This is a genomic window from Streptomyces sp. NA04227, assembly GCF_013364195.1.
Taxonomy (GTDB): domain Bacteria; phylum Actinomycetota; class Actinomycetes; order Streptomycetales; family Streptomycetaceae; genus Streptomyces.
The window spans coordinates 3,691,660-3,714,449 of sequence record NZ_CP054918.1; the positions used below are offsets into that span (position 1 = coordinate 3,691,660).

General features: G+C 70.1%; 16 protein-coding genes. 7 read left to right on the forward strand and 9 right to left on the reverse strand.

Features of this window, described 5'->3' with window-relative positions; all coding sequences use genetic code 11:
* Positions 1–10: 10 nt before the first annotated feature.
* A complete protein-coding gene (locus HUT18_RS15705; RefSeq protein ID WP_254878628.1) occupies positions 11–1,588 on the reverse strand; it encodes a S8 family peptidase in 1,578 nt (525 codons plus the stop codon).
* 356 nt (positions 1,589–1,944) lie between these two features.
* Between HUT18_RS15705 and HUT18_RS15710 the strand changes: the two genes are divergently transcribed.
* Entirely contained in the window at positions 1,945–2,355 is a 411-nt protein-coding gene (locus HUT18_RS15710; RefSeq protein WP_176101275.1) for a RidA family protein, read from the forward strand.
* A 253-nt stretch (positions 2,356–2,608) separates the two neighbouring features.
* Here the strand turns inward: HUT18_RS15710 and HUT18_RS15715 are convergent, their stop codons facing one another.
* Positions 2,609–3,157 (reverse strand): ATP-binding protein, encoded by a 549-nt coding sequence (locus HUT18_RS15715; protein ID WP_176101276.1) that lies wholly within the window; start codon positions 3,155–3,157, stop codon positions 2,609–2,611.
* Between the two features lie 220 nt (positions 3,158–3,377).
* Complete coding sequence (locus tag HUT18_RS15720; protein ID WP_176101277.1) at positions 3,378–5,081, reverse strand: alpha/beta hydrolase; 1,704 nt, start codon at positions 5,079–5,081, stop codon at positions 3,378–3,380.
* A gap of 380 nt (positions 5,082–5,461) precedes the next feature.
* Here HUT18_RS15720 and HUT18_RS15725 point away from each other — a divergent pair, with 380 nt between their 5' ends.
* Positions 5,462–8,278 (forward strand): helix-turn-helix transcriptional regulator, encoded by a 2,817-nt coding sequence (locus tag HUT18_RS15725; protein ID WP_176101278.1) that lies wholly within the window; start codon positions 5,462–5,464, stop codon positions 8,276–8,278.
* Between the two features lie 249 nt (positions 8,279–8,527).
* Positions 8,528–9,052 carry a hypothetical protein gene (locus HUT18_RS15730; protein ID WP_176101279.1) on the forward strand — a complete coding sequence of 175 codons (525 nt, stop codon included), beginning with the start codon at positions 8,528–8,530 and terminating at the stop codon, positions 9,050–9,052.
* Between the two features lie 103 nt (positions 9,053–9,155).
* Here the strand turns inward: HUT18_RS15730 and HUT18_RS15735 are convergent, their stop codons facing one another.
* Genes HUT18_RS15735 through HUT18_RS15745 form a run of 3 tightly spaced genes read right to left on the reverse strand, consistent with a single transcriptional unit; the run spans position 9,156 to position 12,312 of the window.
* Positions 9,156–10,022, reverse strand: a complete 867-nt coding sequence (locus tag HUT18_RS15735) for a carbohydrate ABC transporter permease (protein ID WP_217710495.1) — start codon at positions 10,020–10,022, stop codon at positions 9,156–9,158.
* A complete protein-coding gene (locus tag HUT18_RS15740; RefSeq protein ID WP_176101280.1) occupies positions 10,022–11,017 on the reverse strand; it encodes a carbohydrate ABC transporter permease in 996 nt (331 codons plus the stop codon). The genes HUT18_RS15735 and HUT18_RS15740 overlap by 1 nt, the downstream gene beginning before the upstream one ends.
* Positions 11,017–12,312, reverse strand: a complete 1,296-nt coding sequence (locus tag HUT18_RS15745) for an ABC transporter substrate-binding protein (protein WP_176101281.1) — start codon at positions 12,310–12,312, stop codon at positions 11,017–11,019. Before HUT18_RS15745 ends, HUT18_RS15740 begins: the two co-directional genes overlap by 1 nt.
* Before the next feature lie 145 nt (positions 12,313–12,457).
* On the opposite strand from HUT18_RS15745, the gene HUT18_RS15750 reads away from it, so the two are divergent.
* The 3 genes from HUT18_RS15750 (at position 12,458) to HUT18_RS15760 (ending at position 18,642) form a co-directional block, all read left to right on the forward strand.
* Positions 12,458–13,549, forward strand: coding sequence for a substrate-binding domain-containing protein (locus HUT18_RS15750; RefSeq protein ID WP_176101282.1), 1,092 nt, complete (start codon positions 12,458–12,460; stop codon positions 13,547–13,549).
* Positions 13,550–13,649: 100 nt separating this feature from the next.
* On the forward strand, positions 13,650–14,717 hold the full coding sequence (locus tag HUT18_RS15755; protein WP_176101283.1) for a Gfo/Idh/MocA family protein: 1,068 nt from the start codon (positions 13,650–13,652) through the stop codon (positions 14,715–14,717).
* Positions 14,718–14,811: 94 nt separating this feature from the next.
* Positions 14,812–18,642, forward strand: a complete 3,831-nt coding sequence (locus HUT18_RS15760) for an endo-alpha-N-acetylgalactosaminidase family protein (protein WP_176101284.1) — start codon at positions 14,812–14,814, stop codon at positions 18,640–18,642.
* 78 nt (positions 18,643–18,720) lie between these two features.
* Here the strand turns inward: HUT18_RS15760 and HUT18_RS15765 are convergent, their stop codons facing one another.
* From HUT18_RS15765 to HUT18_RS15775, 3 genes are all read right to left on the reverse strand, one after another.
* Positions 18,721–20,781 (reverse strand): DUF2264 domain-containing protein, encoded by a 2,061-nt coding sequence (locus HUT18_RS15765; RefSeq protein ID WP_176101285.1) that lies wholly within the window; start codon positions 20,779–20,781, stop codon positions 18,721–18,723.
* Positions 20,782–20,943: 162 nt separating this feature from the next.
* A complete protein-coding gene (locus tag HUT18_RS15770; RefSeq protein WP_176104566.1) occupies positions 20,944–21,315 on the reverse strand; it encodes a hypothetical protein in 372 nt (123 codons plus the stop codon).
* Between the two features lie 64 nt (positions 21,316–21,379).
* Positions 21,380–21,634, reverse strand: coding sequence for a hypothetical protein (locus HUT18_RS15775; protein WP_176101286.1), 255 nt, complete (start codon positions 21,632–21,634; stop codon positions 21,380–21,382).
* A 418-nt stretch (positions 21,635–22,052) separates the two neighbouring features.
* On the opposite strand from HUT18_RS15775, the gene HUT18_RS15780 reads away from it, so the two are divergent.
* Positions 22,053–22,778 carry a DUF6879 family protein gene (locus tag HUT18_RS15780; RefSeq protein ID WP_176101287.1) on the forward strand — a complete coding sequence of 242 codons (726 nt, stop codon included), beginning with the start codon at positions 22,053–22,055 and terminating at the stop codon, positions 22,776–22,778.
* Positions 22,779–22,790 lie beyond the last annotated feature (12 nt).

Genomic DNA, 22,790 nt, shown 5'->3' on the forward strand with positions numbered 1-22,790 from the left:
AGTCAGAGCGTCAGGCTCCAGGAGTCGAGGCGTTGTCGCCGCCCGTCCACGGCCAGGGCCACGGCTCCGGCCACGGGAACGGCCACGGCTCCGGCTCGGGCTCGGGGTCCGGCGTGGGCTCCGGGTCCGGCTGCGGGTCGCCGCTCTTGCCGGTGACGGTGGCCGTCGCGTCGGCCAGGCCCGCGCCGCAGCCGCCGTTGCACGTGCCGGGCAGGGCACGGGCGCTCTTCTTGATGGCGGCCTCGACGTCGGCGGGGCTGATGCCGGACTTGGTCTGGTACAGCAGGGCCGCGAGGCCGGCGATGTGCGGGGCGGCCATGCTGGTGCCCTGGTAGGCCTTGTACGTTTCGCCGCCGGGCTCACGGGCTCCGTCGTTCACGGTCGACAGGATGCCGTCCTCCGGGCTGACGTGCGTCTCGCCGCCGGGAGCGGCGATGTCGACGACATCGCCGTAGTTGGAGTAGCGGGCCAGGCTGCCGTCCCGGTTGGTGGCGGCGACGGAGATGACCTTGTCGCAGCTGGAGGGGGTGAAGCCCGCCGCGTCGGCGTTGCTGTTGCCCGCGGCGACCACGACGGTGGTGCCCCGGCCCGCGGCGCCGTCGATGGCGCTCTGGGTGCCCTGGTCGCAGGCTCCGTTGCCGCCCAGGCTCATGTTGATGACGTGGGCGGGCTTCGGGTTGTCCGGCACGCCCTGGACGGCGCCGCCGGAGGCCCAGGTGATCGCGTCGATGATGTCCGAGGTGCTGCCGCCGCACTTGCCCAGGACGCGCACGGGCTGGACGGTCGCGTCGTACGCGATTCCGGCGACGCCCTTGCCGTTGTTGGTGGCGGCGGCGACGGTACCGGCGACGTGCGTGCCGTGCCAGGAGCTGCTGGTGTCGTTGGCGGGTACGGGGTTGCCGTGCGCGTCGGTGCCGCATTCGCCGGCGGTGAGCCAGTCACCCGGGTCCGCGGCGTCGCTGTCGCGGCCGTCGCCGTCGTTGGCCACACGCGTGTCGGAGATGAAGTCGTAGCCGTCGATGACGTTCGCGGCCACGTCCGAGTGCGCGACGTGGCCGGTGTCGATGACCGCGACCCTGACGCCCTTGCCGGTGGCCTTGTCCCACGCGCCCGGCACGTTCATACCGGCGGTGGACTCGAAGAGGTCCCACTGCTGTTTGTACAGGGAGTCGTTCGGCTCGGCGGCCATGGCGTACACGCGGCGGTCGGGGACGACGTAGGCGACGTCCGGGTTCGCCTCGAAGGCGGCCAGAACCTCGTCGAGGTCCTTCTGGCCGAGCTTGTCGCCGAGGTCGATCAGCGCGGCACCCGTACCCAGGCGGCGCTCGAAGTCGGCACTGTGGCCCGCCTTCTTGAGAGTGGCCCTGGTGTTCTTCTCCGCCTCGGCGTTGGACTTCGCCGCAGCGGATTTCGACTTGTAGCCGACGATGAGGCGCTCGACCGCCACGGAGGGCGCGGCGTCGGAATCGGCGGCGGGCGGGGCGGCCGAAGCGGTGGGCGTGACGAGGGAGGGCACTATCGCCCCGCCTAGGAGGGTGGCCGCTGCCGCGGCCACCAGGGATATGCGCAGGGGTCTGAAACCGGTCACGGTTCCTGCCTTTCGCGGATGGACCCCGGTAGGAGTCCTGCTCTGTAGGGGGTGGAGTGCGGACGAGGGCCACGTCGGACGCGAGCCCCCAGGGGTGCGGTGCGCTCGCGTCCGACCAGCGGCCCCACGCCGCGCCGCCCGGCCGCGCATGCGGACACGTCGCGTCTCCCAAGAACGTGCCGCCGACCGGGCGTTGGCTGGAAACCTAGGAGCGCGGCAGGGATTCACATATCCGGCGGCAGGGGGATACGGATACGCAAACTAAGCTCGTTCCTCCACCTCGCGACGCGTCGGAGGGTCGTGCGGTGGGGGCAAATTCCGGTGCGTGCCGGGGGCGGATTGGTCAGACTCGCGGCATGACAGCGAAGATCCGCCGCATCAACCCCGATCAGTTGCACGAGACGCCGGGCTACCACCACATCACCGTGGTGGAGACCGGCCGCACGGCTTATCTGGCGGGGCAGTGCCCGCTCGACCAGGGCGGCTCCCTCGTCGGCCCGGGCTCCCTGGAGGCGCAAGTCGACCAGGTCGTCGTGAACGCACTTGCCGCCCTTGCGGCGGTGAACGCTCAGCCGCAGCACGTGGTGCGGTCGGTGATCTACGTGCGCAGCGACGACAGGGCGGACCTGGGCCTCGCCTGGCAGCGACTCACCGCTTCCGCCCTCGGGCCGGCCTTCACGTCCGCCAGCACGCTCTTGGGGGTTGCCCAACTGGGCTTCACAGGGCAGCTGGTCGAGGTGGACCTCACCGTCGCACTGCCCGACTGAGCGGCTGCGGTGCACTCGGCTCGCCCGCCCGCCCACTGACCAGGGCGCAGCCAAGTACGGGCGTATTCAAAGGCGTTGGCGTGTGGGCGTACCCAGTAACTTCGGCCCGGCCGTCGGCGCGGGGGACGTCTATGGCCGGGCCGGGTTCCGCCGTGGGGGGCGGGTCTGGGGTGGTGCAGGTGGTGCGGGGTGGTGTGGGGTCTCGGGCCGGACTCGGAGCGGCTGCTCCTGCCAACCCGCTTGCTCGCTTGCTCTACAGGGGCGTTGAAGGTGCGGCGGGCAGTGGGACGGCGAGCCGTTGATCGCGGGACTCGTGGGACTGCGGGGCGGCGACGGCGAAGGTGGCCGTGACCGAGGTGCCCCGGCCCGAACGGTGGATCTCGCAGTGCGTGGTGTGGGCGCGGACCAGGTTCAGGCCCCGGCCACCGCACGCGACCGTGCTCGGTGTCTTCCGTCCCCGGGCGGGGACAGGGGACGGCAGCCACTGTCCGGAGTCGACGACCTGCACCGTCAGGGTGCCGGGACGGCCGGTCAGCGCGAGGGTCAGGTCGGGGCTGCCGCTGTGCGTGACCACATTGGTGGCGAGTTCGGTGACGACCAGGCACAGGGCGTACTCGACGTCGTCGGACAGGTCCCAGGCCCGCGCCGCATGCCGAACGAAGCGACGCAGCCGCGGGACGGACTCCGGGGTTGCCTCCAGGGTGCACAGGGCCGACCCGAGGACCGCGGACGGTTCCCCGTCTACGGCGGGGCGGGTCCGGGACGTGGGAACCGCCGCCGCTCGGGGCTGGGTGGTGATCACTGGGATGCTCCTCCCCGTGTTCCGGAGCCTGGTGTTCCGGGAGCCTCGGGATCGTTGTGCCGAAGCTTTCTGTGCTTCCAGGTTTGCCGCGTCCGTACCGGCATCTCAATCAGGGCGGAATGAAGTACCGATACGTAAATAAATAAATAAATGGGTTGTATCGGACACCCGGAACCACCGGAACTACCGGATACCGCAACCAGGGGTGCGGGCGGGACCGTCAGCACGTCGTGCCGGGGCGCACCTTCTCGAGGGTGAGGAGGTAGTCGTCGACGGCCTTGTCCACGCAGGCGTCCCCACGTCCGTACGCGAGGTGTCCGACGCCCTCGTACGTGAGGAGCATGCCGCCCGGCAGTTGCCCGGCCAAGCTCTCCGCCTCGTGGTACGGGGTCGCCGGGTCACCCGTGGTGCCGACGACCAGCGTGGGCGGCAGGCCGGGAGCCTTGACGCGGTGCGGCTTGGTGGCACCCTTGATCCACTTACGGCAGCTCATCTCGTCCAGCACGCTCGAAGTGCCGGAGAGACCCGTCTCTTCGTGCGCCTCCTGCAACAGGTCCCAGTACGCCTCGGGGCTGCGCGGGTGGGGTATGTCGAGGCAGTTGACCGCCATCAGGGCCTCTTCACTGTTGTCCGGGGCCTCTTCACTGTTGTCGGCGGGCTCGGTGCTGTCGTCGGCGGCGTTCCGCGCGGTCCGGGTCTGGGCCGTCTCGTCGAGTTCTTCGTCTTCTTCCTCGCCGTCGCCTTCCTCGCCGTTGGGCTCCTCGCCGTCGAGTTCCTCGCCGTCGGAGAGCTTGAGCAGTAGGGAGCCGTCACCCTCGTCGTACGCCTGCCACAGGGCGTCGGACAGGTCGGTCCACGAGTCCTCCGGTGCGTACATCGACTCGCTGACCACGGAGTGCAGCGTCGCGATGTCCACCGTCTCGTCGGAGTCGGACACCTGCAGCGGCTCTTCGGTCACCGAGTCGTAGAGCGAGTCCACGACGTCGCGGATCTCCTCCGGTGTGGTGCCCGGGCAGCTTTCGCCGGCGTAGTCGGCACACAGCTCGGCGTAGTCGTCCAGGGACTGCTCGAATCCGGCGCCCATGCTCAGCGCGCGCTCACGCCAGGTGAGGCTCGGGTCCACGGCGCCGTCGAGGACCATGGCGCGGACCCGGTGCGGGAACTGCTCCGCGTACCGGCTTCCAAGGTACGTGCCGTACGACCAGCCGAGGTAGGTGATCCTCCGGTCGCCGAGGGCCGCGCGGAGTACGTCGACGTCGCGCGCGACGTCGGGGGTGCCGACATGCCGTAGCAGCGATCCGCTGCCCGCCGCGCACCCGTCCGCGTCCTCGTCGGCGTAGGCGAGGGCGCTGTCGCGCTCGGCGTCGTCCTGCGGATAGAGAGTCAGTCCGGCGTCGGCCGCGGCGCCCGCCCCTACCTCGCCCTCGCCCGCACCCTCACCGTCGCCTTCGCCCTCACTGCCCCCGGACTCGTCGTAGTCGCAGGTCACCGCGGGCTTGCTGCCGCCGACGCCACGCGGGTCGAAGGAGACGATGTCGAAGCGCTCCCGTATGCGCTCGCCGAGGTCGTCGGCCGTGCCGCCCTTGAGGTCCTCCACGCCGGAGGCCCCGGGCCCGCCCGGGTTGTAGACCAGGGACCCCAGACGCCGCTCACGGTTGGTGGCCGGGTGGCGGACCAGCGGCAGGGTGAACGTCTTCCCGCGCGGTCGGGCGTAGTCCATGGGCACCGTGAGCGAGGCGCACTGCAGCCCTTCCCCGCAGTCCTTCCAGTGCGGCTTCTGCCCGTAGAACCGGCGCAGCTCCGGTGCGTGCGCGGGGTCGCGGTCCTGCGCACTCGACGGGAGGAGCCCGCAGGAAGTGAGCAGCAGCAGGCCCGCCGTCGCACACCCCGTACGAAAAGTGCGCGTGCGGTTGCTGAACGTCATGAACTCTCCGTGGTGCGTCAGGTCGTACGGCTGCTGTGCCGAAGGAGCGGTAGCCGCCGGGGAAGGGGAAGAGCAAGGCCGGTGGGCGCTCGGCCTGCCCATGGAGGCTAGGCAAGGTGAGAGGCGGTGCGCGTTCCGGATCCGGACGATCACTGATACGCAAAAAAAGACAGGTCGTACGGCAGGTCGTAGGCCGGGGCGTAAGGCAGGTGGTCCGTCCGTGGGTTCCCGGACCGGCCGGCCGTTTGCGACGGCACCCCGCCTTGCCATGATGGATTCACGGGTTCGACTCGCAGGCGGCGCCCGGCGCCCGGCGCCACGCAAGGGGCCCGCGGGGTCCGTCGGCCACCGGCGGACCGCCGAACGCGCGGGAGAGGCCCATGGCCACGGTGAGTGACTTCTTCTGGGAGCGGCGGCTGCGGCGGACGCTCGCCGGAGAGGAATCGCAGCGGCTGCTGGTTCTGGTCGAGGGGGCGGAGGGGTCCGGCAAGAGTCGGCTGGTGCGGCGGCTGGCCCGCTTGCAGGAGGCGACCCGGGTACCGCGCGTGCTGTGGCAGTGCGGCCGAGGGGACGCGTCCGAGATGCCGGAGGTGCCCTCCGACGGTCCGCTGCTTCTCCTGGTGGAGGACGTCCACCGCGCCGGTGCCGACGAACTGGCTTACCTGCGCGGCCTGTTGGAGCATCCCGCGCCGGGCCTTGCGGCGGCGGTGACGTACCGGCCGGAGTCCCTGGCCGAACCCGGGTCGCCGCTGGGATCGCCCCGCCCGCGCTATCCGGCCGAACTGGTGGTGCTGCGGCACCGCGTCGAGCCCTGGAGCCGCGAGCAGGTGCGGCAGGCCGCCGTCGCGGCGCTCGGTGAGCGGTGCGCGGACGAGGCCGTGGCGCGGTTGCACGAGCGCTCGGGCGGCTCGGCGCAGGTCGTGGCGGACCTGCTCGCGGTACTGCGGGACAGCGCGCCGAAGCGGTGCACCGCCGATGCCGTGGACGCCGTCGGTGCCCCGGTGCGGCTGGCCGGAATGATGCGCGACCGCCTCGCCGCCGTCCCGGCCCGGCACCGGGTGGTGGTGTGGGCGGCGGCGGTCCTCGACGAGCCCGCCACCCGCCGCGAACTGCTCACCGTGGCGGGTCTGGGGCCCGAGCACGGCCGGGCGGCACTCGTCGCGGCAACGGCTCGGTCCGCGCTGGTCACCGACGCCGAGGGCAGGTACGTGCTCCCCGTTCCGTTGGGCTCCGTCGCCGTACGGGAGGGGCTGCCGTGGCCGGTGCTCCAGGACCTGCACGGCCGGGCGGCGGACGTCCTGCTCGGCAGGCAGCCGGTGCCGTGGGCGGTCGTCGCCCGGCACCGCGGAGTCGCGGGGCATGTGCGCGGCTGGCTGCGTGCGGTGGAGCAGGCCGCCCGGGAGTCCGCCGAGGAGGAGCGACACCAGGAGGCCGTCACGCTCCTGGAACGGACCCTCACCTCGCCGCTGGTTCCCCGGTCGGCCCGGGCCCGGCTCTCCCCGATGCTGGCGCGCAGTGCCACGGTGGGTCTGCACGTGGAGCAGAGCGTGGAGCTGCTGTCCCAGATCGTGGAGGACGAGACGCTGCCGGAGTCCGTCCGCGGCGAGGTACGCCTCAACCTCGGCCTTGTGCTCACCAACCAGGTGGGCGGGGGTCAGCTGGGGTGGCCCGAGCTGGAGCAGGCCGCGGAGGAACTGCGCGAGCACCGGCCGGACCTCGCCGCCCGCGCCATGATCGCGCTCGCCGCCACCAGCTGGCCCGGCCAGTCCCTCGACGTCCACCTGGCCTGGATGGCACGGGCCGAGGAAGCGGCGAACGCCTCCGAGGACGAGGCGATCCGGGTGAACACCGCCCTGACCCGGGCCTGGGTCGAGTGCAGTTACGGCAACCCACGGGGCTGGGACCTCCTGAGGTCGCTCCCGGCGGACAGCCCCGACCCCGAGCTCCGCAGGGAGGTGGCGCGCTGCCTGTGCAACATCGCCGACTCGGCGGTGTGGCTGGGCTGGTACGACCGTGCGGAGAAACTGCTCGCCGACGGCGTGGCACTGGCCTCCGGGTCGCCCTACACCGAGTACGGGGCGCGGGGCACCAGACTCGTACTGGACTGGAGCACAGGGCACTGGACGGGACTGGCCGAACGGTGCGAGAGCTACCTGGCCGAGGGCGACAGCGCGGAGGGACTCTCCGGGGACGGCCACTACGTACTGGGGCTGCTGGGCCTGGCGCACGGCGAGTGGTCACGTACGACGTCCTGGCTGTCGGGCGTGGCGGACTCCTCGAACGACCTCGCGGCCGGGGCGTCCGCCGCGCTGGTCCGGTTGTCGCTGGCACGCGAGGACACCTCCGCCGCGGTGTCCGAGGCCAGGGCCGCCTGGCAGCGGGTGGCGGAGAAGGCCATGTGGGTGGGCACCTCCGACCTCCCGCCACGTGCGGTGGAGGCCGTCGCCCTGGCGGACGGAGCAGCAGCCGCCCAGCAGATGGTGGACGCCTTCGCGGCGGGCATCGACGGCCGCGAAGCGCCCGCGGCACAGGCCGCGCTGATCTGGGCTCGCGCGGTCCTGGCAGAGGTGACCGGGGCGCCGACCGAAGCCGTACCGCTGTACCGGGCGGCGGCCGAGGCTTACGCGGCCCTGCACCACCCCTACGCCGAGGCTTTGACCGGGGAGGGCGCCGCTCGGTGCGTATTGGGGGCGGAGGCTGGGGCTGGGGTGGGCTCGTCCGGGGACGGCTCGTCCGGGGTGGGCTCCTCCGGGGACGGCTCGTCCGGGGTGGGCTCCTCCGGGGACGGCTCGTCCGGGGTGGGCTCCTCCGACGACGGCCGGGCAGGCGCCACCGCCACGGCGGGCACCTCCGACGAGGACCGGGCACGCGCCATCGACGAACTGAGCGCCGCCGTGGAACGGTTCACGTACCTGGGCGCGAACTGGGACGCCGCGCGTGCCCGCGCCCTGCTGAGAGCACACCGTCCCGAGAAGCGTCCCCGTGGGCGGCCCTCCTACCACGGAGACCTCTCGCCACGTGAGCGCGAGGTGGCGGAGCTGGCGGCCACCGGGCTGACCAACCGCGAGATCGCGAGCACCCTCCACCTGTCGCACCGCACGGTGGAGCAGCACATCGCCCACGCCATGCGGAAGGTCGGCACGGACTCCCGGCGGGGGCTGGTGCCGCGTGCTGGGGCCGAGGGCTCGGGGGGTTGAGGGCTCAAGGCTCGGAGGGTGAGGCCTCGGGGGGCCTCACGGTTGAGGTCTGGCGCCCGGGTCGGCCCCGGGACCCGGGCTCCGGGCTCCGGGCTCCGGGCTCTGGGCCCGCCCTTTTTTACGTGTGCGTGTTTCGGCCTCTACTGATACGAGTTCGGCCGTGGCCGGTCCTACGTTTCCGCCCACTACCGCCGGTTGTCCCTTGGGCGTTCCCGCCCAGCCGGGCGGCAGCACGCGAAGGGATACGCCATGTTCCGACTTACCGCCAGATGCGTGCTCGCGTTGCTATCAACGCTGTTCCTGCTGCTGGTGCCCGGCACGGCGAGTGCCACTGGGCTCAGCGGCAGCTCCGTCCACGTGAGCGCCCCTGCCGAGCAGGTGGCCGCCGAGGAAGCAGACGAGGAAGAGGGAGAGGCAGAGGAAGAGGCCTTCGAGTGGAGCTATCACATCGGCTCCTCCTGTGAAGGTCTCGAGGCCGACATCCGGGAAGGCGCCGACTTCTGGGAAGGCGCACAGGAGACGGAGGGCAGCGGGACCCGTGTCAACTGCACGGAGGACATGATCCAAGGCTGCGGTGACGACGACTCCGAGGAGGGGGAGTCGGAGTACATCGGCTGCAACTGGGGCGACGGAACCATCTCCGTGTCCACCCAGGCCGACGACTTCCCACTGATCGTCGCGCACGAGTTCGGCCACAACTGGTACGAGCACTCGGACGTGAGGTGCATGGGCTGGGCATCCGAAGACGCGGTCATGGCACCGACCATGTGCTGACCCGCACTGCTCGCTCTCGGTCCACAGGGTGGGGAAGTGGCACGGGGCGCACGGTGAATCCAACTCACCGTGCGCCCCGTACCTCACTCGGCCCTCGTCAGCATCACTTCCCGCTGCCCAGCGTCATGCCCTCGATGATCCGGCGCCCGAGCCACACGTACACGATCAGCAGGGGCAGCACGACGATGCCGATCGCCGCGAACAGTCCTCCCCAGTCCGCGCCGCTGTACTGGACGCGTGTCATGAAGCCCAGCAGCGCCAGCGACAGGGTGTGCTGCGACGGGTCCTGGAGGAAGATCAGGGCCAGCATGCCCTCGCTCCAGTGACCGATCACGTTCAGGATCACCAGTGTGACGATCCCGCTGCGTGCCAGCGGCAGCATGATCTGCCAGAACGTGCGCCAGGCGCCGGCGCCGTCGAGTGCCGCCGCTTCCTCCAGCTCGCCGGACAGGCTTCGGAAGAAGGCGGTCAGGAAGAACACCGCGAAGGGCACCGACGTCGCGATGTAGACGACGATCAGGCCGCCCAGGGAGTTCACCAGACCGATTCGGGAGAGCGCCACGAACAGCGGCAGCATGATCGCCTGGATCGGGATACCGAGACCCATCGCGACGAAGGAGGTGAGCGCACCGGCCGACCGGTTGCCGAATCGGCTGAGCGCGTATGCGGCGGGCGCCGCGATCGCGACGGTGCCCACCGCCGTCGCGGCGACGACCAGGACGGTGCGGAGGATGGCGGGCCCGAACGCGCCCACCTCCCACGCGCGCTCCCAGTTCTCGAACTGCCAGTCGGACGGCAGTCCGAAGGGCGAGGCGAAGATCTCGCGCGCGTTCTTGAGCGAGGACAGCACCATCCAGAGCAGGACGAGGATGTCGAAGGCGATCATCAGCCAGACCAGTGCGTGGGCGATCGTCGCCGGGCGCAGGGCGGGCAGGCGACGCGCGGGCCGCGCCGGTGCGGGGGAAACCATCAGAACTCCAGGGTTTCGCGGCGGGTGAGCCGACGGGTCAGCACTGTCAGCACGACGATCAGCACCAGGGTGACCACCGTGGCCGCGGCCGACGCGCCGAACCTGGCGACGCCGGAGGGCTGGAACGCTTCGGCGAAGGAGTACAGGGAGAGCGTCCAGGCACTCGGGCTCGGGGTCGCTCCGGCGGCTCCGGCGAACACGTAGATGAACTCGAAGATCTTGATGGCGCTGATGGCCCACAACGTCGCGCTGACCGCGACCGCGTCCCACATCATCGGCAGGGTGACGTGCCGGAACTTCTGCCAGGCGCCCGCACCTTCGAGGTCGGCCGCCTCGTAGAGCGTCACCGGAATACGGTCGACGGCGGCCATCAGGATGGTGGTGTAGAAGCCGGTGTTGATCCACACCAGGCCGATGCAGATGACGTAGAAGAGGTTGTCGTCCGCCAGCCAGCGCGGCGGGGCGTCCACCCCCGCATAGGACAGCAGGGTGTTGATGAGGCCGTCCGCCTGGAAGAGGAACCCCCACAGGATGGAGATGGCGAGCGCGGACACGGCGTTCGGGAAGAAGATCACCGCGCGGACGAACTTGCGGCCGGCCATCTCGCGCAGGACCGTCGTCAGACCGAAGCTGAGCGCGAAGGTGACGATGCCGACGCCGAAGAGCAGCAGCAGGGTGTTGATGAACGACGTGTGGAACGTCTTGTCGTACCAGAGCCGTTCGTAGTTGGCGAAGCCCACCCACTCGACCGGGCCGGAGCCGGCCCACTTGGTGAAGCTCAGGACGACGGTGACGCCGGTGGGAAGAACCATCGCCAGCAGGTACACCAGGAGCGCCGGGCCCACGAAGGGGAGGAAGAGCTTCTTGCGGGCCCGCTCCAGCGGACTCCCCGAGGCCCCGGCGCGCCGGTCCGGGCGGATCTTTTGAGGGACGGGTGGCCGGGGCGGGGCCCCGGAGGAAACTTCCGGGGCCGTGGCCTGTTCGGTCGGGGGCATCAACCGTTGACCTTCCACCAGTTGACCGTGTCGCTCTTCAGGCCGGAGACGTACTCCCGAGCGCTGATGTCACCGGAAAGCAGCTTCTTGGCGAGCGGCTGGGACACCTTGATCTCCCAGTCCGACATGCCCTGGGCACCGTCGTTCTGGAGGTGCACGGACGGCGAGTCCTTCAGCACCTCGTAGGCGTCTGCCAGAGCCGGTGGGGCTGCCACGTCCTCGCGGACGGTGATCGCACCCTCCTCGGCGGCTATCCGGTCCATCCACTTCTTGCCGAGGATGAAGGCGATGAACTTCTCGGCGGCGGCGCCGTTACGGGCCTTGGAGGGTATGCCGTACCCGTAGAGGCTCACCTCGTCGGACCTGTTGGCCTCGGCTCCGGCCGGGAACGGGAAGGAGCCGTACGCGAAGTCCTCGCCCGCCACCTCGCCGGTCTCGCTCGGCGCCCATGTGCCCATGAAGAGCAGGTCTGCCTTGCCCTGCGCCCACTTCTGCTGGATGGCGGGGAACTTGCTGGCGTCCCAGCCGTCGGTGAAGTAGCCGCCCTTGGCGATCCTCTCGGCGTTCTTCGCCGCCCGGAGCACCTCGGGCCGGTCGAAGCCCGCGCCGGACTTGTCCTCGAGGACCTTCTTCCAGTTCCCCGGTCCGAGCGCCCCGACCATCAGGTTGCTCGTCCACTTCTCGACGTAGGGAAGGATGTCGCCGTCGAGGGCCAAGGGCTTCCTGCCGTCGGCCTTGCGCGCGTCGAGCAGTTTCACCAGTTCGTCGGGGGTGCGCGGCGGGTTCTTCGCCAGGTCGGGCAGCGCCTTCTTGTTGTAGAAGACCTGCCAGGTCTGCACGGTCGTGGGGACCACGTACGCACTGTCGTCCTGGCGGGACAGCTTCTCGTACGCGTCCGGGACGACGTCCGCCACGGTCTTGTCCTCGCCGGGGACCTTCGCCTTGTAGACACCGGCGAGATCACGGGCGTTGCCCGTCTGCCCGAGGGTGTCGCGGAGCTTGACGAGGCTCTGGTCGACGAGATCGGCCGCCGCGTTGCCTCCCACGAGGGTCGGCTGAAGCTTGTTGAGGACCTCACGGCCCTGGAACACGACGTCGACCTTGATCCCGGTCTCGGCGGTGAAAGCCGCCGCGGCGTCCTTGATCACCTTGGCGCGCGGCTCGTCCTCCTTGTACATCGACCAGTACGTGAACCGGTCGGAATCGCCCGCACCGGAGTCGCCGCCACATGCCGTGAGGGTCAGCGACAGCGCAGCGACGACGAGCCCAGCCGTGATCTTGCTTCCGGATCTCATGGGACACCACCGTGATCGGGCGCGTGATCGCGCCATTCGGAGAAAATGCCTGCGGGGATTCTGTGGCGGTGGTTCGACTACAGTCAACCCATAGATACCAATGAATTTGCCGTTATGGATTCGAAACATTCCTTCAGGGGGAGCAGTGACCGCAGCGAGGCAACCGGCATCGAAGGCGGCGCGGGGCGAGAAGTTCCGGCGCCTGGCCGAGGAGCTCCGGCGTGACATCGCCGCGCTGCGCTGGCCCGACGGCCGGCTCCCCACCGAGCAGCAGATCGCGACCGACCACGGCGTCAGCCTCAACACCGTGCGACGGGCGGTGGACATGCTGGTGGCCGACGGGCTCGTCTACCGGCGCCAGGGCTCCGGCACGTACATAACGGACGAGGAGGACAGGACCGCGGCCGCCGTGATCGGCGTCTGCGTGCCGTCGATGACCTACTACTACCCCCGGGTCATCGGCGGTATCGAGGCCGAACTCACCCGGCAGGGCGGCCAGATGATGCTGCGGACCAGCGGATACGACGCGGAGCAGGAGCGACTGGCGGTCGAGGGCATGCTGTCCGCGGGGGCGACCGGCCTGCTGCTGGTGCCCGAGCCGCGCCCCGGCGAGGACCCGGTCGTGCAGCTCACACGGTTCCAGGACCTCGGGGTACCCGTGGTGACCGTCGAGCGCCGCTTCGCCACCGCCGCCGACCACCACGAGTTCGTCTGCTCCAACCACGCCTCCGGCGCATACGCGGCGACCCGCCACCTCGTCGGGCACGGCCACCGGCGTATCGCCTATCTGGAGCGGCACAGCCCGTTCAGCGCGGAAGGGGTCAGGGCCGGGTACCGCACCGCGCTGCAGGACGCCGGGATCGACGCGGACGCCATGCTGCGCGCGGGGCGCGACCGGTGGGACGCCCCGGACGCGGAGTCGTTCCTGGACGAGGTGCTGGCCGAGCAGGCGACCGCCGTGCTCTGCTTCGCCGACCGCGAGGCGGCGTTGCTGGTCGCCGCGGCCCGGCGGCGTGGCCTGCGGGTACCCGGAGACCTCTCGGTCGTGGGCTACGACGACGAGGTCGCCGACCTCTCCGAAGTTCCCCTCACCGCCGTGTCGCCGGCGAAGGCCGAAGTGGGGCGCCTGGCCGCGCAGATGGTGCTGCGCCGTATCGCCGAACCCGACGCGCCGCTCGTGCAGCAGCTCGTGGTGCCGCGCCTGGTCGTTCGGGAGTCATCTGGGCCGGTCCAATAATTCATCTCGTTTCAAGGGGTTGAATTCCGGGTTGAATCGCGTCAGGCTGCTCCCGGCCGACCGGCCCGCTCGTGATCCCCCGACAGTGAGGTGCCCGCCCATGCCTTCATCCGGAGCCGTACGTCTCGGACTCGTCGGTGCCGGCGGAGTCGCGCTCCTGCACGCGCGAGCAGCCCTGGCCCTGCCTGGCGAGGCCGTGGTCACGGCCGTCCACGACATCGACCCGCGGCGGGCGGCGGAACTGTCGGACCTCACCGGCGCCACCGTCCACCCCGGGTACGAGGAGATGTTCGCCGACGAGGCCGTCGACGCGCTCGTCGTCTGCACGCCGCACACCCTGCACACCCGGCCCGCTCTCGCGGCGGCCCGCGCCGGCGTTCACGTCCTGCTCGAGAAGCCGATGGCCACCACGCTGGCCGAGTGCGACGCCATCACCCAGGAGTGCGCGCGAAACGACGTGGTGCTCGCCCTGGGCCACATCCAGCACTACCTCCCCCTCACCGCTGGGGCCCGCACCGCCGTGGCCGACGGGCTGATAGGCCGGCCCGTTGCGGCCGTCGACCGCCGCGCGACGGACTACCGCCCAGGACACCGGCCCGCCTGGTTCTTCGACCCGGCCCTGGCCGGGGGCGGAGCGGTGATGAACATCGGCGCCCATTGCATCGACCGCCTCACCTGGGCGACCGGGCGCAGACCTGTGCGCGTCGCCGCCCGGTTCGTACACCGCGGCACGCCGGTCGAGACCGAAGGGCTCCTGCAACTCGAACTCGACGGTGGCCTGACCGCGACCGTCTCGGTCACCTCGAGCTCCCTGTCCGGCATCGACGAGTTCGAGATCCTCGGCGAGGACGCCACCCTGCGCGCCTCCCGCGACTCCGGTCTCCTGCTCGCCGGACCCCGCGGCGTGGAAGTGCTGCGCCCGCCCTCCGACATCGGGGCCGACGTCGCCGTTGCCTTCCAGGCCCAGTTGCGCGACTTCGCCGCGGCCGTACGCGGCGAGGCGCCCCCGGCGGTGGGCGCCCGCACCGGCCGCGACGTCGTGGCCGCGGTCCTCGCCGCGTCCGCCTCGGCCGCCGCCGACGGCACCCCGCACACCGTGGACCTACTGCCCGGCCCCGTACGAACCGCACCCGGCACCAGCCCGCTGCCCGTTCTCGACGGGGCCTGAGGCCGCCGCACACGCGCGCCCGTTCCGGCTCACAGCGGCACACGGCACTCCTCGCCGATCGCTCCCTTTCACACTCCCCTCGGAAAGGACACCCATGCAACGACTGTCAAGACTGGCCGCGGCAGCGGTCTGCGCGGCACTGGCCGTGCCGCTGCACACGGCGGCCTCGGCGCAGACCACCCCCAGGCCCGCGGCAACCGAGGGCTCCGTGGCCCTGTCGGCGGCGCACATGACGGTCCAGGTGGACCCGAACTTCCCGGCCGTCGACCGCTACACGTGGAAGGCCGACGGCTCGGTCCTGCACGGCCGCACCGGGCCGACCGGCACCCTCGTCGTCAACGGCAAGACCTACACCCCCGAGTCCACCGGTGTACCGGGCGCGAACCGCGTCGACTACACCCTGCGGGTCGCCGAACTCGATCTCGTGATCAAGGCCCGGCTCGCGGTGAGCGACAACGTGCTCACCTTCCAGGTCACCGGCATCGAGGAGAACGGAGAGCACAAGCTCCGCACCCTCGCGATCCCGGACCAGGGCCTGGTCTCCGCCCGCTCCGACCAGCCGGGGGCCCAACTGGCGGACGCGCGGCTGTCGTTCACGACCACGTACGACCACGAGGACCCGATCGACCGGCACACGAAGCTGGCCGATGCCGCCGTCGACGCGGAACCCCGCGGCAGCACCTACGCGATCCTCAGCACCGACGGGCTCGCCGCGGCGGTGGAGACGAACTCGCTGGAGGACCAGTCGCGCGTCCTCATACGCACCAGCCGGACCGGTGATGCCAAGAGCACCGCCCTGTCGAGCGGCACCTGGACCTACCGGCCGGAGCCCGTCGGCGGCCACGACGCACGGCCCACCGAACTGCCGTACGCCAAGGTGGCCCTCACCGGCGACCGCAACGACGACGGCAACGTCGACTGGCAGGACGGCGCGATCGCCTACCGGGAGGTCATGTACCGGCCGATGGGCGCCGAGAAGACCAAGAACTTCGTCGCCTCGAACATCGAGTACAACACCAACAGCTTCGCCAGCCATCCCTTCACCCGTGTCCTCGACGACATCAAGAAGGGCAACCGGCTCACCGACGGCCTCGGCCAACTCGTGCAGCTGAAGGGCTACCAGGCCGAGGGGCACGACAACGCCCACCCCGACTACGGCGGCCACATCAACGAGGGCGCCGGCGGCAGGAAGGACCTCAACTTCCTCGTCCGGGAGGCCAAGAAGTACGGCGCCTCGATGGGTGTGCACATCAACTCCACCGAGGCCTACCCCGACGCCGACACCTTCCGCTGGGACATGGTCCAGGGCGAGGACAAGCCGGGCTGGACCTACCGGGACCGCTCGTACCTCATCAACCGCGAGAAGGACATCCAGTCCGGCAACTTCGCCAAGCGTCTCGACACCCTCAAGAAGGACGTGCCGGGCCTGGAGTTCATCTACAACGACGTCTACTACGGCCGCGGCTACAACGCCTACGAGCTGGCGCGCACCCAGCACGAGCGCGGCTGGATGGTGCACACCGAGTTCGAGGACTTCGTCGACCGCGACACGCTCTGGTACCACCGCTCGGCGCAGCGCGCCGAGAACGGTATCCGCTCGCAGATCATCCGGTTCATCCAGAACACCGATCGCGACGTCTGGTACCGCAAGGACGCCAAGCTGCTCAAGGGCAACGGCGACATCGGCTACGGAGGCTTCGAGTCGCACACGGACCTCGTCGGCTGGCAGCGGACGATCTTCACCAACAACCTGCCGACCAAGTTCATGCAGCACTTCCCGATCACCAAGTGGACCGACCACCGGGTCGACTTCACCGACGGGGTGTACTCCACCGACGAGACCGGCACCTGGCAGCTCTTCCAGGGCGACACCAAGCTCGCCGAGGGCAACAAGGTCTTCCTGCCCTGGGACCCGAAGAAGCAGAGCAAGATCTACCACTGGAACGACGAGGGCGGCACCACGACCTGGAAGCTGCCCGAGAAGTGGCGCGACCTCGGCACGGTGAAGCTGTACCGCCTGAGCGACACCGGCCGCCAGGACGAGAAGACCCTCAAGGTCACCAACGGCAAGGTCACCATCGACGCCAAGGCTCGCACCGGGTACGTCCTGTACCGCGGCAAGGCCGCGCAGCAGACGACCGTGTGGGGCGAGGGCGCCCTCGTCGAGGACGGCTCGTTCAACAGCCACACCTTCGACGCCTGGTCCCGTGACGGCGCGGCCCGCATCGAGACCAACGACGAGGGCTGGCAGTTCGTCCGCTTCGACGGTTCCGGCCAGGCGCGCCTCTCGCAGCAGCTGAAGGGCCTGAAGCCGGGCACCTACGCCGCCTCCGCCTACGTGCGCGTCGCCGGGGGCCGTAAAGCCACCCTCTCCGTGAGCGACTACGGCGGCGAGAAGGTGAGCAGGTCCACGGATGTCTCCCCGGCGGTCAACAAGGACCCGGTGAACGTCTGGAGCGGCACCAAGTTCCAGAAGATGAACGTGCTCTTCACCGTCCCGAAGGGACACAGCACGGCCACCCTGACCCTGTCGGGCGCGGCAGGGGCCTCCGGCGCGGCCGCGGACTTCGCCGACGTACGGGTCAGTCCCTCGAAGGCGCCCGCCGGGGCGGACAAGCACTACTTCACGGAGGACTTCGAGGCCGCCGACCGTGCCTGGGGACCGTTCGTGAACGTGGAGGGTTCCGGTGAGCACAACCCGCACGGCCACCGGGCCGAGCGCCACGAGAACTACACCCGCGACACCATCAGCGGTGACTACTCCCTGAAGTCCTTCCAGGTCGAGCAGGGAGACGCGTGGCGCTCCATTCCGCAGAACCTCGAGTTCAAGCCGGGGCGCACCTACCGGGTGGGTCTGAAGTACCAGTCGGACAACAACACCCAGTACCGCCTGCAGGTTCGTTCGGGCGGCGCGGGCGACAAGGACCGCACCCTCGTCGACGACCCGCTCATCGCGACGACCGACCGTCCGCTCGACAGCTGGCCCAAGGCGAGCGACCCGCGGCCCGACGGCTGGAACGACGCCGCGCCGCCGCAGGGCAGCGCGCCCAGCAAGGAGTACGCGACGGTGTTCAGCACCGGCGACGCGGACTGCGGCGACCCGTACCTCGCACTGACCTCGGCGGGCGGCCTCGGGGCCATCACCGTGGACGACCTCGTGGTCGACGACCTCGGTCCGGCCCCGGACTCCGGCGGTGACTGTCCCGCCACCGGGGGGACCGACCTCGCGATCGGCGAAGTCACCGCGAACCCGGGCGAGACGACGCCCCTCACGGCCACGTTCACCAACCGGGCCGACGTGCCCGTGACGGATGTCCGGGTCGAGCTGAACGCCCCGGCGGGGGTCACGCTGAAGCCGGTCTCCGCCACCCGTGCCGAGAGCATCGCACCCGGCGACACCCTGAAGGTCGACTACGAGCTGACCCTCGCGGACGACCTGAAGCTCGGCTCGTACGCGATCACCGGAGAGGTCTCGTCCCACTACCGCGACCAGCGGATCACCGCGACCGCCGAGCGGCGGGTCACGGTGAACTGTAAGCCGGACCTGCGTTGCGAGGCCGAAGACGTGACGCTCGGGGGCGGCACGGCCGTGGAGACGCTGGCACGTGGCCAGAGCGGCAAGGGTTATGTCAACTTCCCTGGTGGCAAGGGTGGTTACGTCGAGTGGAAGGTGGACGTCGCCGATGCCGGTGACTACGCCCTGGCCTTCCGCTACGCCCTGACGACCGGGGACCGGCCGCTGACCCTCTCCGTCAACGGCAAGGAGATCAGCACGGACAGCTATCCGGTCACCGGTGCGTGGGACAAGTGGTCGGAGGCGAAGGCCAAGGCGGCTCTGAAGGCCGGGTCCAACACCATCCGCCTCACGGCGGCCAAGGAGGACGGGCCGAATGTCGACTACCTGACGGTCGTTTCGGCCTCCTGAGAAAGCCACCCCCCACACACGGCAGGGCCCGCCGCGATCACGGAATCGCGGCGGGCCCTGCTCCATGTTCCGGACGGCCTACGCCGTAACCACGGCCGGCGGTTCACCGGGCGAGACCCGCGCGTGGCGGACCCGGCCCCGCAACACCGTGCCGGCGAGCTCCGGATCGTGCGCCGGCTCCTCCCCGAGCGCGATCAGCACCCAGGTGCCGTCGGGGAAGCGCGCGGTGACCGTCGTGCCGTCGACCGCGCATGCCACCTCGCCCGGCTCCTCAATGCCTGCTCCATGGCCTGCTCCGGCGAGGCCGACGAGCGCCACATGGACCGTCCGCGCCTGGCCGCGCTCCGACGTGGCGTACGGAACAGCGGCGAACGGTCCGAACGCGCTGGTGTTCTCGCTCGACGCCACGGCCACCACGTCATGTCCGCTCAACGACAGGAAGGTGCTGGTGAGTCCGGAGTCGGCGACGGCCCGCGCGCGCAGGCTGTCGCTGTCGGCGTGCGGTGGCCGGGCGTCGGCCACCTGCCAGCCGCTGTCGTACAGCCGCAGACCGGCCGGCGCGTCGACGAGATGCGCCCGCAGCTCCCACGCCCCTCGTACGACGCTCGCCGTCTCGATGCGTGCGTCGTACTCCCCGGCACCGTCCGTGGAGCCATCCCCGGCACCGTCCGTGGAGCCCTCGGTGGCACCGTCCGTGGAGCCCGGCCAGAAGGGCCGGTGCCAGGAGGCCGCGTAGTGGTCGGCGATGCGGAGCCGGTGGATACGCGTACGGGACGACAGCCCGCGAACGGGATCCCACAGCCCGGCGTGGTTGTCGTCGCTCCCGGGCCCGGACGCTGCGAACGCCGGTGCGGTGGCGGTCGAGTAGGCGAACCGCGCGTAGTGCGGGTCGGAGGGCGCCGCGCCGGGGATCTGGTTGTCGCTGCCGTGGTTCACCAGCCGCGCGAGCCCGTCGGCCCGTGTCGTCGCGACCAGGAAGCCAGGTGCCGCCAAGGCACGCACCTCGTCCCGCTGTTCGACCGGGAGCGGCTCCTCCGTCGCGGTCCAGCACGGGTGGTCGGCAGGAAGCAGCAGCCCGAGGAACCCCTTGGAGAGCCAGTACGGGGAGCCGGGCCCCGAGTACGTCTGCACCATCGGAGGGAAGGGCCCGTACCAGCCGAGGGTGGGGATGCCCCGCGCGTCGCGGAAGCCCCGGTCGACGAAGTGTTTCAGGGCACCGCTGGCGATCCGCCTGGTCAGCCCGGGCGTGAGGGGCGTGGCGTCGGCGAGCGCCCCGACCCAGGGGGCGGTCGCGGCGGCGAACCGGTAGGTCAGGGAGCGTCCTTGGTGGACGGGCGCTCCGTCCGCACCGAAGAAGAGGGCGAAGTCCTCCAGGAACCTGTGCAGCCGTTCCCGGAACACCGGCAGCCGCGCCGCTCCGCGCTCCCCGGCCATCCGCGCCCACAGCACCGGGTAGTGGTGCATGGCCCAGCCGCAGTAGTGGTCGAAACAGTCCGCGACGCGGGGGTCACCGCCGTCCCGGTACCAGCCGTCCCCCACGTAGAACTCCTCGATCCGCGCGAGGTCGGCGTCCATCTCGTCCCGGTCGTGCGCGGCGCCCGCGAGTGCCAGGAACTCACCGACGATCACCCGGAACATGTGCCAGTTGTTGTCCGGGATCACCAGTCCCCAGACTCCCTGCAGCCAGGTCACCACCTGTTCCTGAACGCGCGACGCGAGCCGGTCCCACAGCCAGGGCCTGGTCAGGTGAAGTCCGAGGGCCAGGGAGCACGCCTCGACCAGGGTCTGGCGGCATGTCGCGTCGATCGCCGGCCATGCGTCCGGGTGCCCCGGATCCGTCCCGGCCGCGATGCCGTCGGCGTAGGCCTGGAGCAGTCCCGCCGGCGCGTCCCCGCCGGAACCCGCGACACGGTAGGCGAGCAGGAGGAACGTCCGCGCGAAGCCCTCCAGTTCGTCCGAGTTCCGGCCCGAGAACGACGGCCGGCCGGGCAGCACGACGCGCGCACCCGAGGGCGACGCGAACCTGTGGGCATCGGTCAGCATCTGGTCCGCGACGGCCAGCCAGTGGGACCGGTCGTACCCGGTGAAAGGAGACAGGGACCGGTCTTCCATCGGGAGGGCTGGTCTGGACATCGCCATGAGGGGCTCCTGTTTACCGCACGAGACATGCGCAAACATGCGCGAACAGAGTCTAGAAACAGCAAGTGCGATCAATCCAGTAGCGCGCGGACGACTTCTCTCCAAGGCTTCGCCCTGCGACTTTCTGGAGGCGATGGGCCGCTACATGCCTGCCCGTGCGCCTCAGTGGACCGTCATCCGCCCCGTCCGTAGGGCCTCATGGTTTGCGAAGAGGGCGTCCAGGTGCACGGTGCGGGTCAGTTCGGCCGTCCATTTGGTGTGGGGCAGGTCCAGGTGCTGGGCGGAGCGGCACATGCGGGCGCGGGAGCACTGGGTGAGGATCCAGCGGGCCAGGGTGTTGCTGGTGGGGGTGTTGGCGTACATGGTCGCGGCGAGTTGCCACAGCCGGTCGCCCGGCACTGTGCTGGGCTCGGCGACGCACACGATGGCGATGTCACCGAGGCCGCGTGAGTCGCTGGACCGGGTCGTGAAGGCGACCGTCAGTTCTTCCAGGGGGAACAGGGTGAGGCGGCTGATGGCTGAGACCGTTTCCATGGTGGCCACGGGGTCTCCGAATTCTGGAGAAGTAAGGGGGTGCGGGCCCGCCGGGGCGAGGGGGCTACTTGCCGCCGCCACGGCGGCTGCTTTCGCCACCATTGGTGAGCGCGGCGAGGAGCCGCATCGCGGACCCGATACGAAAGGCACCGAAGTCGACGTACGGAGTACCCGAAGAGCTCACGCGTCCCCGAATCTGGGCGCTCTCGCTCTCAGACAGGCCCACTGCCCTGGCCGCGCCCCGGAGCTGTTGAGCCATCGTGTCGGCGAGTACCTGTGCAGCCTCGTACTCGACTTCACAGGTCCGGGGCCTAGCCACGGGGCGGCCTCATCTCGTGCGGGTGCGCCCGCAGTTCAACGTTGAGGTCCGTGACCTTCGACATGTCCCCCTCAGCGCGCGCCCTGCCGCGTTCACTGTCGAGGGCTGTACACACCCCGCAGCCCGGAGCGGGCTTCGGGTCGGATTCCATGCTCAGTGGCAGGTCGAGGGGTGGTCCCGGATACGTGTTCGACTTCTTCATGGGGCCGGTACCGCCAACCAGATCTCAATGTCCTTGTGCATGAACAGCACCGTATGGACGGTGCATTGGCCGAGCCCCCTGAAGTTTCTCGCTGTTTCTTGCGTGACCGCTGAAGGTGCGCAACATTTCTCACGTGGACAACTGGACCCCTCGCGCAGCGCGTTGGGCACCGGCAAAACTTGAGGTGTTCAGTCCACGACCGAAAGGCATGGATCGATGACGCGACGACTTCGCTTCAACGGCACAGGAAGTGGCGACACCGGATGCCCCGCTGTGCACGAGGACATGGACACCCACGAGGTGATCGTGCACGGTCCGCCCCTCACCGACCCCGAGGACATCGCTCAGCTTCAGCATCTGAGCCCTGGTGAGGTACCGATCGTGGTGCCACGCGAACTCCTGGTGGACTGGGGGCCGAAGGACATGACACGTAAGGCGGAGGTCGTCGGCCTGGACGCGTTCAACAAGCTCTTCGAGACTTTCCGGCACAGTGCCTGGAGGCTGGAGACCCGGCGCCGGTACGCGAGCGACGAAGCAACCGAGACCTACGCCCAGTTCATGGCGTCCGGCGAGGTCAGCTGGGACATGGAGTCGTGGTACTGCGTCACGATCCGTCGACAGACGGACGACGGCAAGACCGTCGGTCGGGTGCGTGTAGTCGACGACCCGCCTACGCCTGGCCAGCGATACCTCATGCTCAACGCACGGCGGAACGCCCTTCTCGGAGAGGACATCCGGAATCTCTCGCGTGCGGACGCGGAGCAACTGCGGCTCGGAGACCAGGACTTCTGGATCTTCGACTCGCGGCTTGTCGCCGTGCTCAACTTCGATGACGCCGACAATCTGGTAAGCGTCGAACTGATCACGGAACCCGCCGAGGTGGTGCGGTACTCCATGTTGCGGGACGCTGCGATGCACCACGCCTTCATCACCGAGCGATAGCGGCGGAATCCG

Excerpts from the sequence above, each read along its gene's own strand:
- HUT18_RS15710 (WP_176101275.1), top strand. The coding sequence starts at position 1,945 with ATGACAGCGAAGATCCGCCGCATCAACCCCGATCAGTTGCACGAGACG.
- HUT18_RS15720 (WP_176101277.1), bottom strand. The coding sequence starts at position 5,081 with ATGACGTTCAGCAACCGCACGCGCACTTTTCGTACGGGGTGTGCGACG.
- HUT18_RS15725 (WP_176101278.1), top strand. The coding sequence starts at position 5,462 with ATGGCCACGGTGAGTGACTTCTTCTGGGAGCGGCGGCTGCGGCGGACG.
- HUT18_RS15730 (WP_176101279.1), top strand. The coding sequence starts at position 8,528 with ATGTTCCGACTTACCGCCAGATGCGTGCTCGCGTTGCTATCAACGCTG.
- HUT18_RS15735 (WP_217710495.1), bottom strand. The coding sequence starts at position 10,022 with ATGGTTTCCCCCGCACCGGCGCGGCCCGCGCGTCGCCTGCCCGCCCTG.
- HUT18_RS15740 (WP_176101280.1), bottom strand. The coding sequence starts at position 11,017 with ATGCCCCCGACCGAACAGGCCACGGCCCCGGAAGTTTCCTCCGGGGCC.
- HUT18_RS15745 (WP_176101281.1), bottom strand. The coding sequence starts at position 12,312 with ATGAGATCCGGAAGCAAGATCACGGCTGGGCTCGTCGTCGCTGCGCTG.
- HUT18_RS15755 (WP_176101283.1), top strand. The coding sequence starts at position 13,650 with ATGCCTTCATCCGGAGCCGTACGTCTCGGACTCGTCGGTGCCGGCGGA.
- HUT18_RS15760 (WP_176101284.1), top strand. The coding sequence starts at position 14,812 with ATGCAACGACTGTCAAGACTGGCCGCGGCAGCGGTCTGCGCGGCACTG.
- HUT18_RS15765 (WP_176101285.1), bottom strand. The coding sequence starts at position 20,781 with ATGGCGATGTCCAGACCAGCCCTCCCGATGGAAGACCGGTCCCTGTCT.
- HUT18_RS15770 (WP_176104566.1), bottom strand. The coding sequence starts at position 21,315 with ATGGAAACGGTCTCAGCCATCAGCCGCCTCACCCTGTTCCCCCTGGAA.
- HUT18_RS15780 (WP_176101287.1), top strand. The coding sequence starts at position 22,053 with ATGACGCGACGACTTCGCTTCAACGGCACAGGAAGTGGCGACACCGGA.